This is a genomic window from Streptosporangium jomthongense (assembly GCF_042650425.1).
Lineage (GTDB): Bacteria > Actinomycetota > Actinomycetes > Streptosporangiales > Streptosporangiaceae > Streptosporangium.
Genome location: NZ_JBHSBC010000011.1, coordinates 58,944 through 75,258, shown reverse-complemented (window position 1 = coordinate 75,258; position 16,315 = coordinate 58,944). Strand labels below are relative to the sequence as shown.

16 protein-coding genes are annotated in these 16,315 nt (G+C 69.9%); 9 read left to right on the top strand and 7 right to left on the bottom strand.

The annotated features are described in order from the left end of the window. Window positions 1-48: 48 nt before the first annotated feature. Together ACFOYY_RS11775 and ACFOYY_RS11770 are read left to right on the top strand one after the other, a co-directional pair. Complete coding sequence (locus ACFOYY_RS11775; protein WP_386189782.1) at window positions 49-1,980, top strand: hypothetical protein; 1,932 nt, start codon at window positions 49-51, stop codon at window positions 1,978-1,980. A gap of 317 nt (window positions 1,981-2,297) precedes the next feature. Continuing rightward, on the top strand, window positions 2,298-2,537 hold the full coding sequence (locus tag ACFOYY_RS11770; protein ID WP_352013567.1) for a hypothetical protein: 240 nt from the start codon (window positions 2,298-2,300) through the stop codon (window positions 2,535-2,537). A gap of 110 nt (window positions 2,538-2,647) precedes the next feature. Here the strand turns inward: ACFOYY_RS11770 and ACFOYY_RS11765 are convergent, their stop codons facing one another. Then, window positions 2,648-3,190: a carboxymuconolactone decarboxylase family protein gene (locus ACFOYY_RS11765; protein WP_362911013.1), complete on the bottom strand. Its 543-nt coding sequence runs from the start codon at window positions 3,188-3,190 to the stop codon at window positions 2,648-2,650. Between the two features lie 176 nt (window positions 3,191-3,366). Here ACFOYY_RS11765 and ACFOYY_RS11760 point away from each other — a divergent pair, with 176 nt between their 5' ends. Further along, window positions 3,367-4,899 (top strand): NAD(P)-binding domain-containing protein, encoded by a 1,533-nt coding sequence (locus ACFOYY_RS11760; RefSeq protein ID WP_386189781.1) that lies wholly within the window; start codon window positions 3,367-3,369, stop codon window positions 4,897-4,899. 42 nt (window positions 4,900-4,941) lie between these two features. Here ACFOYY_RS11760 and ACFOYY_RS11755 read toward each other — a convergent pair whose 3' ends face one another. From ACFOYY_RS11755 to ACFOYY_RS11745, 3 genes are all read right to left on the bottom strand, one after another. Continuing rightward, the gene (locus ACFOYY_RS11755; protein WP_352013564.1) at window positions 4,942-5,604 is read right to left on the bottom strand and encodes a nitroreductase family protein; all 663 of its coding nucleotides are present in this window, start codon (window positions 5,602-5,604) and stop codon (window positions 4,942-4,944) included. A gap of 64 nt (window positions 5,605-5,668) precedes the next feature. Then, entirely contained in the window at window positions 5,669-6,796 is a 1,128-nt protein-coding gene (locus ACFOYY_RS11750) for a carboxylate-amine ligase (protein WP_352013563.1), read from the bottom strand. Window positions 6,797-6,888: 92 nt separating this feature from the next. Then, on the bottom strand, window positions 6,889-8,019 hold the full coding sequence (locus ACFOYY_RS11745; protein WP_352013562.1) for a M20/M25/M40 family metallo-hydrolase: 1,131 nt from the start codon (window positions 8,017-8,019) through the stop codon (window positions 6,889-6,891). A 236-nt stretch (window positions 8,020-8,255) separates the two neighbouring features. On the opposite strand from ACFOYY_RS11745, the gene ACFOYY_RS11740 reads away from it, so the two are divergent. The 4 genes from ACFOYY_RS11740 to ACFOYY_RS11725 all read left to right on the top strand — a co-directional run bounded on the left by ACFOYY_RS11740 (window position 8,256) and on the right by ACFOYY_RS11725 (window position 11,982). Then, complete coding sequence (locus ACFOYY_RS11740) at window positions 8,256-9,563, top strand: MFS transporter (RefSeq protein WP_362783672.1); 1,308 nt, start codon at window positions 8,256-8,258, stop codon at window positions 9,561-9,563. Window positions 9,564-9,671: 108 nt separating this feature from the next. Then, the gene (locus ACFOYY_RS11735; RefSeq protein ID WP_386189784.1) at window positions 9,672-10,775 is read left to right on the top strand and encodes a ferritin-like domain-containing protein; all 1,104 of its coding nucleotides are present in this window, start codon (window positions 9,672-9,674) and stop codon (window positions 10,773-10,775) included. Window positions 10,776-10,855: 80 nt separating this feature from the next. Beyond that, window positions 10,856-11,554 (top strand): HAD family hydrolase, encoded by a 699-nt coding sequence (locus ACFOYY_RS11730; protein ID WP_386189780.1) that lies wholly within the window; start codon window positions 10,856-10,858, stop codon window positions 11,552-11,554. Beyond that, entirely contained in the window at window positions 11,554-11,982 is a 429-nt protein-coding gene (locus ACFOYY_RS11725; protein ID WP_386189779.1) for an NUDIX domain-containing protein, read from the top strand. Before ACFOYY_RS11730 ends, ACFOYY_RS11725 begins: the two co-directional genes overlap by 1 nt. Here ACFOYY_RS11725 and ACFOYY_RS11720 read toward each other — a convergent pair. From ACFOYY_RS11720 to ACFOYY_RS11710, 3 genes are all read right to left on the bottom strand, one after another. Then, a complete protein-coding gene (locus tag ACFOYY_RS11720) occupies window positions 11,957-13,027 on the bottom strand; it encodes a polysaccharide deacetylase family protein (protein WP_386189778.1) in 1,071 nt (356 codons plus the stop codon). The two genes, ACFOYY_RS11725 and ACFOYY_RS11720, sit on opposite strands and share 26 nt — an antisense overlap. An 89-nt stretch (window positions 13,028-13,116) precedes the next feature. Next, window positions 13,117-13,515, bottom strand: coding sequence for an ATP-binding protein (locus ACFOYY_RS11715; RefSeq protein ID WP_362783685.1), 399 nt, complete (start codon window positions 13,513-13,515; stop codon window positions 13,117-13,119). Window positions 13,516-13,584: 69 nt separating this feature from the next. After that, complete coding sequence (locus ACFOYY_RS11710; protein WP_386189777.1) at window positions 13,585-13,956, bottom strand: STAS domain-containing protein; 372 nt, start codon at window positions 13,954-13,956, stop codon at window positions 13,585-13,587. Between the two features lie 201 nt (window positions 13,957-14,157). Between ACFOYY_RS11710 and ACFOYY_RS11705 the strand changes: the two genes are divergently transcribed. Both ACFOYY_RS11705 and ACFOYY_RS11700 read left to right on the top strand, forming a co-directional pair. Continuing rightward, entirely contained in the window at window positions 14,158-14,442 is a 285-nt protein-coding gene (locus ACFOYY_RS11705) for a GNAT family N-acetyltransferase (protein WP_352013554.1), read from the top strand. Between the two features lie 50 nt (window positions 14,443-14,492). After that, window positions 14,493-16,208, top strand: a complete 1,716-nt coding sequence (locus ACFOYY_RS11700) for a pentapeptide repeat-containing protein (protein WP_362783691.1) — start codon at window positions 14,493-14,495, stop codon at window positions 16,206-16,208. Window positions 16,209-16,315 lie beyond the last annotated feature (107 nt).

Sequence of the window (16,315 nt, the reverse complement as noted above, 5' to 3'; positions counted from 1 at the left end):
GATCAGCTCGTGGCTGGCCGGCGGAACAGCCGGAAGCAGGTGGCTGTGATGCCCGGACAGGACAAGGCCCCGGTCCGGTCACTGGTGGAGGAGCTGAAGGACGTCACCACGCCCGAGCAGTTCACCCAGAAGCTGAAGGACCTCAAAGAGGTCAACAACCTGACCTTCGAGACCATCGACAGACGAGGCGGCATCCGCAGCAGCACCGCCTCCACCGTTCTCGGGAGGCGGACACTGCCCGCGGAGCAGTTCGTCAGGGACTATGTGCGCGCCTGCGGTGTCAACGACGACGACGTGGAGGCCTGGGCGCAGGCGCGCGAAAGGCTGTACCAGCAAAGCAGAGCACCCGTGCCCTCCCCGCCGCCGCCTTCCTCCCAGGAACCGCCGCAGCTCGGCGACCCGGCTGCGGCCACAGCACCGGAGCCTTCCGCCCAAGAGCCGCAGCAGCCCGCTGCCACAGCCACAGCCCGGCGGTCCTTGCCGGCGCGATTCGGTACCCGGCGCGCGATCGTCATCTCCCTGGCGGTCGGTGTGACCGTGGCCGCCGCCGCGACCACCGCCGTCGTGCTGGTGCGTGACGGCCAGTGCGGCACCGGTGATTCGGCGCTGATGAGCGTCGACGTCCGGCAGGGGGGCGCAGGCCAGGGCGGGGGCCGCGAGTGCGTGGGCGTCACCGACGCCATCGGCACCTCCACGGTGTTCGGCCCGGAGGCCGCGAAGGTCCTGGAGCTGATCGGTCAGGAGAACGAAAGAGCGATGACCGGCCCGTACGTCACGATCGCCTTCCTGGCCCCGATGGGTTCCGGACAGGGCTCGCTGACGGGCAACCGGAGCGTCCACCAGCTGGAAGGGCTTCTCACCGCCCAGCGCGCCGCCAACGACAGCCAGACCCGTCCGAACATCCGCCTGGTCCTGGCCAACATGGGCAGCGACGAAACCCAGTGGCGTCACGCTGTTGACCACCTGAAGACCATGACCGAGGGCCCGGATCACCTCGTGGCCGTCGTGGGAACAGGGCTCAGCCAGCAGGAGAGCATCCAGGCGGCCCGAGCCCTGTCCGCCGCGGACATCTCCATGGTCAGCGACGTCATCACCGCCGACGGCTTCGACGCCACCGGCACGATCGACGGGGGAAAGCCGATCCGCGGACTGTTGCGGGTCGCGCCCTCCACCACCAGCCAGCTCACGGCCATCCGGGACTACCTCTTCAAAAACGGATACCTGAGCGACACCAAGCGCAAGCCTCTGAGCGGCAAGGCCGTGCTCGTCTGGACCGACGAGACCCCCCAGGGCAGCTCCGACCTGTACACCTCCTCCTTGAAGGAGGCCTTCCTCAAGCAGTTCGCCGACCTCCTCGGCGACAAGGACCATCGCAGGCAGTTCTACTTCGACACGCGGGGCAACCCGGTTCTCCAGGACGTGTGCGGGCAGGAGATGGTCCTGTACGCGGGACGGCAGACCTTCCTGCCGAAGTTCCTCCACGAGCTGCAGAACCGTGCCTGCCCGGACAAGCTCATCACGGTCATCACCGGCTCGGACGGCGCCGCGCAGCCCAGGGACACCCCCGAGCTCACCGACCCGAAGGTGCCCACCGCGCTGGTCTACGTCCCTCTCGCCGACCCGGGCTATCTCAGGAGTTCCAGGAACACGAACAACAACGCCTTCGTCTACGCCGAGTTCGAGAGAAGGTTCGGTGAGAGATTCAAGATCAAGGACCTGGACAGCGGGTGGGCCGTCATGTCCCATGACGCGCTGCTGACCGCGATCGCGGCGGTCAAGGACGCCTACAACCGGAAGCTGACCTCCGGAGGGCCCGACACGCTGCCCAACAACCACGACGTCGGCAACGCCCTGAGCTCCTTCAAGACCGGGGAGAAGCGCATCCCCGGAGCGAGCGGGTTCATCACCTTCGACATCACCACGGGCAGCCGGGTGGCGCCGGGTTCCGAGGTCGTCCGCATCGCCCCGCCCGGCAGGTAACGGCCGAGAGCACGTCATCCGCCATATCCCGACCGTGAAGGAATGTTTCACCACGAACCCGTACGGTGCCGTCCGCGATTCACCGCGGGCGGCACCGTTGATCACCGAACATCACAAATCAAAGATCAGCAGAGCCGTGAACTGGAACGATGTGGTTCCGGTGGCCGGTCAGCCTCCTACTTCGCCCTGACCGCAGCTTCGGGAGCCCTGGGCCGACGCACAAGGGACTCTTTCCGGGTTTAACAGGAAGGATTGTTTCCTGTTAGGGGGTAAAATAATTCGTTTCACGAAAGAGGGTCGCGCCGTAGAGTTGAGGTATGTCTCCCAAGGAATCATCCGGTGGACAACCTGGCAGCACCTGGATTTTTCTGACCTTCATCCTCCCCATCATCGGTCTCTCCTCCATCGTCCGCGGCATTCACGATCTCTCCCACGGCGGGGGCTGGTGGACCTACGTCACCGGGACGTTCTTCCTGGTCGTCGGCGCCGGCATCTGGGGTGTCCGGCTGGGTGTCGTGTGGAACCGCCTCATGAGGCGGCGCAAGGTCTCCCGCTAGTCACCGGATAAATCCGCTATCGGCTACATATGTCGGATTAGCCATTCTGGAGCATCCGGAGATATCCGTCCGGGCCGTGAAGGAATCACCCTTTCGGCCCGGACCAACATTCAGGACAGATAGCCCGATTCGACAATGCGCCGGGCCGAGGCCTCGTACCCCTCCCCGCCCTCGGGAGCCAGTGTCCCGAGCCCGTCGACGTAGCGGTTGAACATGCAGAACGCCGCCGCGATCAACACGGTGTCGTGGATCTCCAGGTCGGTGGCGCCCTCCTTGCGGGCCGCCTCGACCAGTTCCCGGCTCACCTCGCGGGCGTCGCCACGCACGACGCCCGCGATCCGCAGCAGGGCGCGCAGCTTGCCGGAGACCGGCGCCGCGTCCAGGTCGGCGCGCACCTGCTCGACCAGGGTCATCCCCTCGTCGAGCTGGGCGGCGGCGAACGCCGAGTGGGACGCGCAGCAGAAGGAGCACTCGTTCAGACCGGAGACGTAGGCGGCGATCAGCTCGCGCTCACCGGCGGACAGCGGGTGCGGCCCGCGCAGCAGCACCTCGGCCAGTGCGCCGAGCGGCCCGGCCGTCTCCGGCCTGAACCGCATGAGTCCGGAGATGCCGGGAAACGCGTGCTCGTCCACGCCGAGATCGATGTGTGCCATGACGTCACTCCTCGAAGGATCGGTGAAGGCCGATGGTGACACGGCGTCATCCCGCGTGTCTTCGCTGAAAGTGCTCAGAAGGCGACACGTCCTGATCCGGCCAACTACGCGTCATTGACAGTCTTTTGAGGGTCCCCCATGGTCAAAAGGGGTCACGAGCGGAGGCCATGTCACCCATGAGTGAAACGCACCAGTACGTCATCGTCGGAGCGGGGCCGGCGGGCCTCCAGCTGAGCTACTTCCTGCAGCAGGCGGGCGCCGACTACGTGACGCTGGAACGCGCGGACGCCCCCGCGAGCTTCTTCCGCACCTACCCCCGCCACCGCAGGCTGATCTCCCTCAACAAGGTGCACACCACGAGCACCGACCCGGAGATCAGGCTGCGCTGGGACTGGAACTCGCTGCTCAACGACTCCCCCGGACTGCTGTTCCCCGGCTACAGCGCCGAGTACCTCCCCGCGGCCGACGACCTGGTGCGCTACCTGTCCGACTTCCAGAGCCTGCACGGCCTCGCCGTCCGGTACGGCACCGCCGTGAGCCGGATCGAGCGCTCCGGTGACGGCTTCCTCGTGCGCACCGGGGACGACGTGCTGCGCTGCCGGTGCGTCGTCGTGGCCACCGGGTGGGGCGCGCCGTACGTGCCGGAGATCAGGGGCATCGAGCACGCGGTCGGCTACGAGGAGATGGACACCGACCCGGCGGCGTACGCGGGCAAGCGGGTGCTCGTCGTCGGCAAGGGCAACTCGGCGTTCGAGACCGCCAACGCCATCCTCGGCCACGCGGCGATGGTGCACCTGGCCAGCCGCAGACCGCTGCGCCTGGCGTGGAACACCAAACACCCCGGTGACGTACGAGGTCAGTACGGGGCGATCCTGGACAGCTACCAGTTCAAGACGCTGCACTCGGTGCTCGACTGCGTGATCGACGAGATCTCCTGGACCGGGGAGCACTACGAGGTTCGCATCACCTACACCCACGCCGACGGGGAACAGGCCGTGCTCGAATACGACGCGGTCATCCGGTGCACCGGCTTCAGGATGGACACCTCGATCTTCGACCCGTCCTGCCGTCCGGAGACCGAACGCGACGACAGGCTTCCCTCGCTGCACCCGGACTGGCGTTCGTCCAACGTCGACGACCTCTACTTCGCGGGCACCATCGCCCAGGCACGTGACTTCCGCCGGGCGTCCTCGGCCTTCATCGACGGCTTCCGCTACAACCTGCGCACGCTCACCGCCCTGCTGCGCGAACGCTACGAGGGGGTGGCGCTGCCGTACGACACGGTTCCCGCCGACCCGCAGAAGCTGATGGCGCTGGTGCTCGACCGGGTGAACTGGAGTTCGGCGCTGTGGACCCAGTTCGAGTACCTGTGTGACGTGCTGGTGCTCGACGAGGCGAGCGGGCTGGTCAGGCACTACACGGACCTGCCGGAGGACTACGCGCTCTCCCGGTTCGGGGACGAGCCCCACTACTACACGGTCACGCTGCGCTGGGGGCGCGAGGACTACGGCGACGTCTTCGCCATCGAACGGCACCCCGAACCCGGCCGGGCGCGGGAGAGCGCGTTCATCCACCCGGTCGTACGGCGCCACCGGGGCACCGAGCAGGTGGCCGAACGGCACCTGCTCGAAGACCTGCTGGCCGACTGGCGCCGTCCCGAACGGCACGTGGAACCGCTGCTGGCCTTCTTCGAGGAGAACCTCACCTGAGCAGCCGGGCGATCCCGGCATGATCCGCTCGAAGGAGCGGCCTCAGCAGCGGATCATCACCTCCTCCAGCGGCTTGCGGGTCAGGTCGGGCACCCGGACGCCCGCCGCCGGGTAGCCGACCGGCATCACCAGGTAGGGACGCTCCTCCGGGGGCCGGTCGCACACCTCGTTGAGGAAGCGCATCGGGCTGGGCGTGTGGACCAGCGTGGCCAGCCCCGCGTGGTGCAGCGCCGCGATCAGCAGACCGACCGCGATGCCGACCGACTCCTTGACGTAGTAGGGCTTGGGGGTACGCGGCCCCTGGTGCACCTCGAAGATCACGATCACCACCGGGGCGATCTCCAGGAACGGCTTGTGCCAGTCGGTGCCGATCGGGGCGATCATGTCGAGCCACTCGGCGGGGGCCCGGTGCGCGTAGAACTCCCGTTCCTCGGCCTCGGCGGCCGCACGCAGCCGTCGCCTGCGCTCGGGGTCCGTCACGACGACGAACCGCCACGGCTGCAGGTTGGCGCCGCTCGGCGCGCTCGCCGCCGCCCGTACGGCCGCCTCGATCACCCCTTCGGGCACCGGGTCGGGTGCGAACTCCCGCACCGACCTGCGGGCGGTCATCGTGTCGGCGAACGCCCTGGCGTCGTGGGCCATGGCCGAAGGCGGCCTACGGCTGGTGTCCAGGGGAATCGTCGGGTGCTCTGCGGTCTCGGTCAACGGAAAACGCCTCCCAGTCCGTCCTGCCTCCCCTCAAGGGTGGACCGGGCGGACCGGGATGTCGTTACGCGGACGTGCTCTCCTCCTGGAGGGCGGGCGGGGCCGTACAGGTGATGAGGTGGTCGACGACCCCGGCGAGCCCGCCTTCCTCGGCGGCGCGGCGCTGGCGGGTGGCCCCGTCGCCCTCCCCGGTCAGGCGCTTCAGCCAGCCGGTGACCAGGTCGAGGTCCCCGTGCTCCTCAAGCCCGGCAGCCGCGGCGTCGAGCATCCGTACGGCCAGCTCGGCGGCGGGCACGGGACGGCCGGTGCGCACGTCCACGCCGTACCCGCCGAGCCCGTCGCGGGCGGCCCGCCAGTAGGCGACCCGCATCAGGTCGGCCGAGACGACCGGCCCCGGGTCCCCCCGGTCGACCAGCGTGAGCGAGGTCGTCACCAGGCCTCTGACCAGGGCGGCGACCATCGCCGACTCCTCGGCGGTGGTCGGCACGTCGGCGGCCCTGATCTCAAGCGTCGGCTGGTGCGCCGAGGGCCTGATGTCCCAGAAGACCGTGCCCACGTCGACCAGGGCCCCGGCCTCCTGGAGCATGGCGATGTGGGAGTCGTAGTGGTCGGCCGAGGTGAAGTACGGCGGAGGCCCCGCGACCGGCCAGCGGTTCCACACCAGCGTGCGCCAGCTCGCGTAGCCGGTGTCGCGCCGCGACCAGTACGGCGAGTTCGCGGTGAGCGCGATCAACGTGGGCAGGTGGGGCCGCAGGTGGTTGCCCGCGAGCACCGCCCGGTCGCGTTCCGGCAGCTCGACGTGGACGTGCAGGGCGCAGATGCTCAGCTCGTCGTGCAGCCCCCTGAAGGTCGCGTTGCCCAGGTCCTGCCGGGGCCCCTCGGTCATCGGCGAGGGGACGACGTCGCCCAGCACCGGGGTGCCGCTGGCCATGATCCGCAGCCCCTCCTCGGCGGCCGAGGCGTCCAGCTCCGCCCGGCCCCGTGCGAGCTGGCCGTACAGGTCGGTGACCGTACGGCAGGGCAGCGTCCGTGACTCGACCTGGAGCTTGGTGATCTCCCCGCCCACCTGGGGTCCGAGCCGGTCGGCCGCCCGGCGCAGCACCGCCTCCGCCTGGGGCACCGCGCACCTGGTGACCGGATCGACGACCAGGAACTCCTCCTCGACCCCGATCCGCCGGCTGTCCCTGTTCATCGTGTCGCGCCCACTTTCGCGGTAGCCCCGGACGCGCGGGAGCGCGGCCGATCACAGCGTATTGGGGGCGACCGTCCGGTGTGGGGCCTTCGTCAGGAAGGCGTCGTCAGAAGCCTCGCGACGAGTGCGGCCAGCAGCGCCGCGCGGTCGGGCATCGCCCGTACGTCGACGTACTCCCCCCGCGCGTGCGCGCCGCCGCCGACCGCGCCGAGCCCGTCCAGCGTCGGCACGCCGAGCGCGCCGGTGAAGTTGGCGTCGGAGGCGCCGGGCACGTGCGCGCCGTCCGGCGGCGGCAGGCCGATGTCCTTGGCCGCGGCCTGCGCCACCGCGAGCAGCGGCAGCGCGACCTCCGGGGTCAGCGGGTGGCGGTTGATCCCGCCGCCGACGGACAGCACGGCCCCGGGCAGCCGCGCGGTCATCCTGCGGATCTCCAGGTCGACCCGTTCGAGCTCGTCCCTGGTCCAGGCGCGGACGTCGACGCAGAGGGTCGCGGTCTCCGGGACGGTGTTCGTCGTGGTGCCGCCGGTCAGCACCGTCGGGGTCACGCTGGTCTCCTCCGCCGGTGAGGCGAACGCCTGCACGGTGAGGACCTGGTGGGCGACCTCGACGGTGGCGTTGACGCCCCGCTGGGGTTCGACGCCCGCGTGCGCCGCCCTGCCGACGGCGGTGAGCCGGTAGAGGGAGCCGCCCTTGCGCGCGACCTTCAGCGCGCCCGCCGGGTCGCTGGCCTCGCAGACGAGCACCGCCCCCGAGCGCAGGGCCTGGCGTTCGATCAGCTCGCGGGAGGTGACGGAGCCGCTCTCCTCGTCGCAGGTGAGCAGCACACCGACCCGTGAGGTGTCCGCGAGCAGGCCAAGGGCGGTGAACATCTGCACGATGCCCGCCTTCATGTCGTAGGCCCCCGGCCCCGTCGCGCGGTCGCCGTCCACGGCGAAGGGCCACTGCCTGATCGTTCCCGCGGGCCACACCGTGTCGAAGTGGCCGAGCAGCAGCACCCGCTGGTCCCGCGCGGCCCAGAGCAGGTGGGGCAGTCCGTCCCTGACGACCCGCCGCGCCGGTCTGCCGAGTACGGCCTCGCCCCAGCCGGCGACCAGGTCGGCGCAGGCCCGCAGGTGGGGGAGGGAACCGGGGGGCGACTCGCACGAGACCAGCTCCCCCAGCCGGTCGATCATCTTCGCGCCGTCCTCGTGCGCCGCCCATCGCATGACGCTCAGCGGTCTCATCGGACTCCTTCGGCAGCGGTCCCCGGCCGTCAGGCGGGCGCGAGGTCCTGCGGAGCCGCCGTGGTCGCGAGGATGACATGAGGTGCTGACTGTCAGTCAATTGTCGGATATTTCGTCTTTTGGGGCTTCTTCTGCGTTGCCTGGCTCCTGGACAGGGGGCGAAATTCATGCGACATATGACCCGGGAACCGGAAGAATGGGTTCTCTTTCTGGTTTGGGGTCTAAGGGGACGGCACGTGCACAGCTACCGGAGTGATCTCGGCATGCTCCGGGATCGGGACTTCTCTCTTCTGCTCGTCGCCAGAACCATCTCGGTGCTCGGCACCTCCTTCGCCCCCGTGGCCCTCGCCTTCGGCGTCCTGGCCCTGCCCGGCGCGACGGCCGGGACCCTGTCGGTCGTCCTCACCGCCGAGTCGCTGCCCATGGTGGTGTTCATGCTCGTCGGCGGTGTGATCGCCGACAGGCTGCCCCGCGACCGGGTGATGATGACCGCCGAGACGCTCAACGCGGCGGCCTTCCTCAGCCTCGCCGGCATGATGCTCACCGGCTGGACCCCGCTGCCCGCCCTGGCGACGGCGGCGGCCGTCAGCGGCGTCTCCACGGCCATCCTCTTCCCCGCCCTGACCGGCATCGTCCCCGACGTCGTCGAGGCCGACCGCCTGCAGACCGCCAACGCCCTGCTGGGGCTGGGCACCAACATCTCCCGGGTCGCCGGTCTCGTCATGGGCGGCATGACGGTCGTCCTGATCGGCGCGGGCTGGGCACTGGTCGTCAGCGGCCTGATGTTCTCCCTGGCCGCCGTGCTCGTGGCCGCCCTGCGCCTCAAGCCCGCCGCCGCCCGGGCCTCGGACGAAGCCGAGACCGTACGGCCCGCCAGGACGTCGCTCCTCGACGGCGTGCGCTCCGTCTTCACCGACCTGCGCGGCGGCTGGCGCGAGTTCATCTCACGGCAGTGGCTGTGGGTCGTGGTCGCGCAGTTCTCCCTGCTGGTGCTGGCCATGCAGGCCGCGCACGGCGTGCTCGGGCCGCTGGTCGCCAAGGAACAGATGGGCGGGGCGGCGGCCTGGTCGGCCGTCCTGGCGGGCGAGGCGGTCGGCATGCTCGGCGGCATCGTCGTCACCCTGCGGCTGCGGCCCAGCCGTCCTATCCTGATCGCCACACTCATGACGCTGCCGACCGCGCTGCCGTACCTGCTGCTCGGGATCTCGGCGCCGCTGTGGACGGTCGTCCTCGGCGCGGTCGTGATGGGTGTGTGCTTCGACGTCTTCGGCGTGCTGTGGAACACCACCATGCAGCGTGAGATCCCGCCGGAGGCGCTGTCGCGGGTCAGCTCCTACGACGCCCTCGGGTCCCTCATGTTCGGCCCCATCGGCCTGATGCTGGCCGGGCCCGCGGCGATCCTGGTCGGGCCGAGGCCCGCGCTGCTCGGCTGCGCCGCCCTCATCCTGCTGGCCTCGCTCGCCGCGCTGCTCTTCCCCGGGGTGCGCGGGCTGCGCGCCCCCGCCCAGGAAACGGAGGCCCCGGCGGCGGTCGAGGCGGTGTGAGAACCGGGTTCTCCCTGGTTGCGGACTTACGGCCCCGCCGTTGACACCCCAGGGAGCGCGTGAAACCGTTCCTACGGCGTACGTCCGCGTGCCATGGAGGTGATCACCGTGTCGACCGGCCGGTTCTACACGACCCCCGTAGGCGAGGCGACCTGGGATGTGCCGATGACCGGCGACGCCCGCTTCACCTGGGAGTACGACGAGAACAGGGAGAAACTGCTTGCCCTGTACCAGAAGGGCAAGGACAAGCAGTGGGACTCGGTCAAACGCATCGACTGGGACATCGAGGTCGATCCGTACGACGCGCTCGGCATGCCCGACCAGTCGCTGGCCATCTTCGGCACCAGGCACTGGGAGAAGATGGACGAGCGGGAGCGGAGGCGGGTGCGCCACCACGCCGCCGCCTGGCAGTTCTCCCAGTTCCTGCACGGTGAGCAGGGAGCCATGATCACCGGCGCCAGGATCGTCGAGACCGTCCCCGACCTGGACGCCAAGCTCTACTCGGCCACCCAGACCATGGACGAGGCCCGGCACGTGGAGATCTTCTCCCGCTTCCTGCACGAGAAGCTCGGGCTGGTCTACCCGATCAACGGCAAGCTCCAGGACCTGCTGGGCGAGACGCTCGGCGACTCCCGCTGGGACATGCCCTACCTGGGCATGCAGGTCCTCATCGAGGGTCTGGCGCTGGCCGCCTTCGGCGTGATCCGCGACGCCAGCACCAAGCCGCTGCCCAAGCAGATCCTCGCCTACGTCATGCAGGACGAGGCCAGGCACGTCGCCTTCGGCCGCCTGGCGCTGCGCGACTACTACGCGCAGCTGTCGGCGGCCGAGCTGCGCGAACGCGAGGACTTCGTCATCGAGGGCTGCTACCTCATGCGCGACCGGCTGCGCGGCGTCGAGATCTGGGAGAACTTCGGCATCCCCCGCGCCGAGGCCCAGGAGATGCTCAGGGACTCGCCGTACATCCGGATGTTCCAGAGCCTGCTGTTCAGCCGGATCGTCCCGTGCGTGAAGGACATCGGCCTGTGGAGTGAGCGCATCCGCCAGGCCTACGACGACATGGGCGTCCTGGAGATGTCCAGGGGCGACCTCGACGCCCTCATGCGGCAGGACGAGGAGATCGCCGAGCGGATCGAGGTCGAGCGCTTCGCCGCCGAGGAGGCGGCGCGCCGCCGGGAAGTGGACGAGGTCATCGCCGAAGCCGCGTCCTGACGGCGGGAAAACCCTTTGCCGCTGCTCCGGGTGCCCTGTACCTCTTGTACGGCATGCGGAAATCCGAGCAAGGGAGAGTCGTGTCACCGCGGTCAACCGGCAGGGTGCTCATCTTCGACGCCGACGACACGCTCTGGGAGAACAACGTCCTGTTCGAGCGGGTCATCGACGACTTCCTCGACTGGCTTGAGCATCCGACCCTCGACAGGGCCGACCTCCGCGCCGTCCTCAACGACATCGAGACGGCCAACACGGCGGTCCACGGCTACGGCAGCAAGGTGTTCCTGCGCAGCCTCCGCGACTGCTTCGAGCGGCTCAACGAGCGGCCCACGACCGAGCGGGAACGGCGCCGGATCAACGAGCTGGCGGTCGCGCTCGTCGAGCACCGCGTCGAGCTCGTCCCCGGCGTCGCCGAGACGCTCCTCGACCTCGGAACCCGGCACCGGCTGCTCCTGCTGACCAAGGGCGACCAGGCGGAACAGCGCCGCAAACTGGACGCCTCCCAGCTGGCGCACCACTTCGACGGCATCCACATCGTCCCGGAGAAGGACATCACCGCCTACCTACGGCTGGCCGAGGAGCACGCGCTGACACCCGCGAGCACCTGGATGATCGGGAACTCCCCGAAGTCGGACATCATCCCCGCCCGGCAGGCCGGAATGAACGCCGTCCTCATCCCCAACGCCCACACCTGGGTGCTCGAACAGGCCGCCCTCGACCCCGGCGACCGGGGAGTGCTCACCCTGCGGGCGTTCCCCGAGCTACTGGACCACTTCTGATGGAGGGGAACCGTACACCATCCGTCTCGTGTGTCTTCGTCTGCCACGACGGCGCGGGCCGGGTGCTGCTCGCCCGGCGCGGCACGGGCGCGCGGGACGAACCCGGCACCTGGGACTGCGGCGCCGGAGCCCTCGAATACGGCGAGTCGTTCGAGACGGCCGTCGCCCGCGAGGTCCGCGAGGAGTACTCGGCGGACGCGCTCGACATCGAGACGATCGGCGTCCGCAACGTCGTGCGCGCCGTACCCGACTCCCACTGGGTCGCGGTCGTCTTCGCGGTCAGGGTCGACCCCGCCGAGGTCGCGATCGGCGAGCCGCACAAGTTCGACCGGCTCGGCTGGTTCGACCCCGGCGACCTGCCGGAACCCCGCCACTCGCAGCTGCCGGAGACCCTCGCCCTGTTCAGTAGGCCAGGATTCGGTCGCTGAAGCGCTTGAGCGCGAAGGGCGACTTGAACTTCGGGAAGGCGACCGTGTTCACGTCGCCGTCGGAGGTGTAGCGCTCGTCCGGATGGGCCTGCAGCCAGTCGAGCCAGGCGGTCGAGCAGAACTTCGCGCAGTCACCGGTCTTGTCCATCGAACGGATCCTCGGGATGCCCTGCGGGTCGAACTTCTTGCTGAAGGGCGACTCCGCGGGCGTGTACCCGGCCAGGAACACCCCGCCGTAGTCGTAGGAGACGCCTCCGGAGGTCCCCTTGAGCCCCCACGACTTGGTGCTCGGCTGGTTGCCGTACGGCAGGGCGAGCGTGACGGGCTTCGAGGGGATCAGGTCGGTGATGAGCTTGTGACCGGCGGCTATCTCGGCGGTGACCTGGTCCTCGGGCCTGCCCCGCAGGTTCTTGTGGTCCCGGGTGTGGTTGCCGATGTCGAACCCCTTGTCGTGCAGCCACGTCAGCATCTCGGTGCCCTCCTCGGGCGTCGCCTTGCCGAACATGTCGCGCGTCACGTACATGGTGGCGACCGGCCGGAAGCCCGGGTTCCGCTTGGCGACGTCCTCAAGGATGGCCACGGCCGTCCCGGGCTTGGGGACGCCCATCCCGTCCAGTGAGAGCTGGGAGGGAGAGGAGTCGTCGAAGGTGAGCACGACCGGGTGCTTGCCGGCCGGGATGTCCATGCGCCCGGTGACGTACTCGGCGGCCGTCACCGGGACGTAGCCCTCCTTGGCCAGCCGTTCCAGCTCGGTGCGGAACTGCTTCGGGGTGCGGTCGTCCTGGGTGCCGGGCTTGTCCACCACCCGGTGGTACATCAGGACGGGGATCTGCCCCAGTTCGTTGGCGCGGACCTGGGCCGCCGTCACCGCCCTGGACCTGAGCTGGGCCGCCTTCTTGGCCGCGACCGCGGACGCCGAGGCCTTCGCCGCGGCGGCGATCGCCGCGGGGTCCTTCTCCGCCTTGTCCTGTCCCGAGCACCCGGCGAGCGCGGCTCCCGTCGCCACGGCCACCACAACGACGCCGATCACCCTGAGACGGCCCATCGAATCCCCCTCGCGCGCAGACGATGGCCAGGTGATCCCCCCGGGATTCGCGTGCCGATCTCCACGCGAGGCAAAGCTTCGGAGAGGGCTTACCGGGCGGGGACGGTGTCCAGGCACATCCGCAGGCGTACCAGCGAGCGGCCGTCGTTGCGCCGGATGGTGAACTCGTCGCAGAGCTGACTCATCAGCCAAAGGCCGAAGCCCCGCACGGCGTCGGCGGGACGTCGGGGCGGGACGTCACGCCTGCCGAGCGCGCCCACGGTGTCGGTGATGTCGACGGTGACGCAGTCCGCGTCGTGCCGTACGGTCACCGTGCCCTCGCCGCCGCCGTGTTCGAGCACGTTGATCACGGCCTCGTTGACGGCGATCAGCAGGTCGTCGAGGCGGTCGTCGCGCAGGCCCGCCAGGGCCGCCCTGCGCAGGAGGAAGTCCCGCAGGGCACCGAGATCCTCATCGATCGGCCACTGCTGTTCCTGGTCGCCGGTCACGCCTTCCCCCTCGACCTCGCCCCGTCCGGTGGTCGTTAGACATCTGCCCGGTCCCCGCCGACTTACGTCCTACAGCGGGGTCTGGCTCGTCAGGATCTCCACCGCCTGTGTGACGGTCGGCTGGACGCCGAATGCCTCGGCGAGACCGGTCAGGTGGAAGATCCGCTTCAGCCGCTGGTGCGGATTGGCCAGCGCGATCCGGCGCCCACGGGCCTGGACGAGCTCGCGCACACCGAGAAGGACCTGAAGGCCGGACGAGTCGCAGAAGCTCAGCTCCGTCAGGTCGACGACCAGGTCACGCGGCTCGGGGCCGACGGCCTCGTGCAGGTCGTGCCGCAGCCGTTCGGCGTTGGTGTAGTCGAGCTCCCCACCCAGGGCGAGAAGGAGAATCCCCTCGGGGGCGTCGCCGGGGACGACGGTTACGCGGACGACCGTGGTCACGGGGCCACCTTTGCGGGCTGTCGGATCGGAAGGCGTCACACGACCGACGCCGTGACCGTCCAGTTTACCGTTGACCGGAAATCCTGTTGGGTGCCTTTTACCAGGCCGCCACGGCTCCGTGGTCCGCGGGGGAATGAATCCCCTCCGGTGGAGGCTGATCGGTAGGCCGCCGCCCGGCGGCCCGACGAAGGAGGACTTCTCGTGCACGTCGACGTCAAGCTCTCACCCGAAGGCGACCTCTACGAGGCGTTGATCGACGGAAGGCACGCGGGACAGCTGGAGTTCGTCCGGCGTGACGGCGTCATCGTCTACACCCACACCGAGGTGGAGGACGAGTTCGGTGGCAAGGGGGTGGGTGGCTCCCTCGTCCGCACGGCCCTGGACGCCGCCCGCGCCGAGGGCGTCCAGGTGGTGCCGCGCTGTCCGTTCGTCAGGCAGTGGATCGACCGGCACCCCGACTACGCCGACCTCGTCAAGGACGCCTGACCCGCTTTTCGGTAGGATCCTGATGTTTCGGGGGAGATAGCGAGTGGAAAATGCGGGTCTTTCTCCGGCTTCTCACCCTTCTCACCCCGACGGTGATCCTGGCGGCCGTGACGCAGGCCCCTCCGGCATCGGCCGAGGCGGCGTGCAGGCCGGGCAGCGGCGTCGACCTGTCCGGCAGGAACCTCACCACGGCCGCCCTGCCCGCCGACCTGACCTGCGCCGACCTGCACGGCGCGACCCTCGACGGAGTACGGCTGCGCGCCCCCCTCACCCGGGCGAACCTCAGGGGAGCCTCCCTCAAGGGGGCCGACCTGTCCACCGTGAGCATGGCGGGCGCCGACCTGCGGGAGGCCGACCTCACCGAGGCGAACCTGCCCGGCGCCGACGCCCGCGGCGCCGACCTGCGTGAGGCGACCCTCGACGACGCCATGTTCGCCTACGCCCACCTGGAGGGGGCCGACCTCCGCGGGGTCCGCATGGTCAGGGCCAAGGCGTACAACGCCCAGTTCGACGGCGCCAGGCTCACCGGGGCCGACCTGCGCGAGGCGAGCGTCTACTACGCGGACCTGCGCCGGGCCGACCTCACCGACGTCAGGGCGGCGGGGGCCAGGTTCTACAACGCGATCCTGATCGACACGGTCTTCCACAGGACAGACCTGACCAAGGCCGAGATGTACTCGACCGCCGCCGACGGGGCCACCTTCCAGGACGCCGACGTCACCGAGGCCAACCTGCGCGACGCCACCGGCCTCGACCTGGCGGGCAGCAAGGGCGTCCCCACCGACCTGCCCGCCCCCGGCGCGAACTGCGAGCCGGGCAGCGGCCAGCGGTACGCGGGCCGGGACCTCACCGGCGTCAGCGACTTCCCCGACGACCTCAGCTGCGCCGACCTGACCGGTGCCCGTCTCGACGGCCTGAACCTGAGTTCCGTACGGCTCGACCGCGCGATCCTGCGCAAGGCGTCGCTGTCCGGGGCCAGGCTCCGCTCCCTCAAGGGGGCCGACCTGCGCCAGGCCCGTCTCATCGGCGCCGACGTCGGCAGCGGTGACCTGACGGGCGCGGACCTCGGCTCGGCCGTCCTGGCCACGGCCAACCTCGGCAGCGCCGACCTCAGGGGCGCCTCCTTCAAGGGCGCCGACCTGCGTGACGCCCGCCTCGGCAGCGCCAAGGGCGACCGGGCGGACTTCACCGGGGCCATGATGGAACACGCCGACCTGAGCAGCGGCCAGTACTTCGACGCGGTCTTCAGGAACGCCTCCCTCATCGGTGCCGACCTGTCCTCCACCCACCTCAAGGGCGCGTCCTTCCAGGGGGCGAACGTCACCGACATGGAGACGGCCAACGTCGACGACGCCGACCTCTCCGGCTCGACGAGCGAGATGCCGGTCGGCTGGGTCGTCGTCCTGTGGCTGCTCGGCCTGGCCGCCGCCGCCCTCGCCGCCAGGATGGCCCTGGGAGTCGTACGGCGCAGGCGGGCCGCCGTACGGGAACGGGCCCGGTTCGAGGACTCCAGGCGTGCGGTCGAGGAGGAGGTGACCTCGCTGGGCGAGGAGATCGACCTGCTCGACCAGGCGGGCACCGACGCCGAGGCGGCCGACTGGCACGAGGCCCTCGACGCCTACGACGCGGCGAAGGAGGCGTTGGCGGCGGCGAGGGACGAGGCCGGGCTGAAGGCGGTCAGGGACATCGTGCACCGGGGACGCGACGCGCTGACCAGGCCCGGGGGCACTCGTCGCAAGGGCGGCGGAAGGCGGGAACAGCGCTGACCTCCCGGTTTTCCTCCCCTGCGCCTACCCGAAAATACGCATATTTCCTGATCGTGTGGGCTTTGGGGAAGATCGTCCCCGGGTGGGTGCGCCGCCAGAGGTTTCCG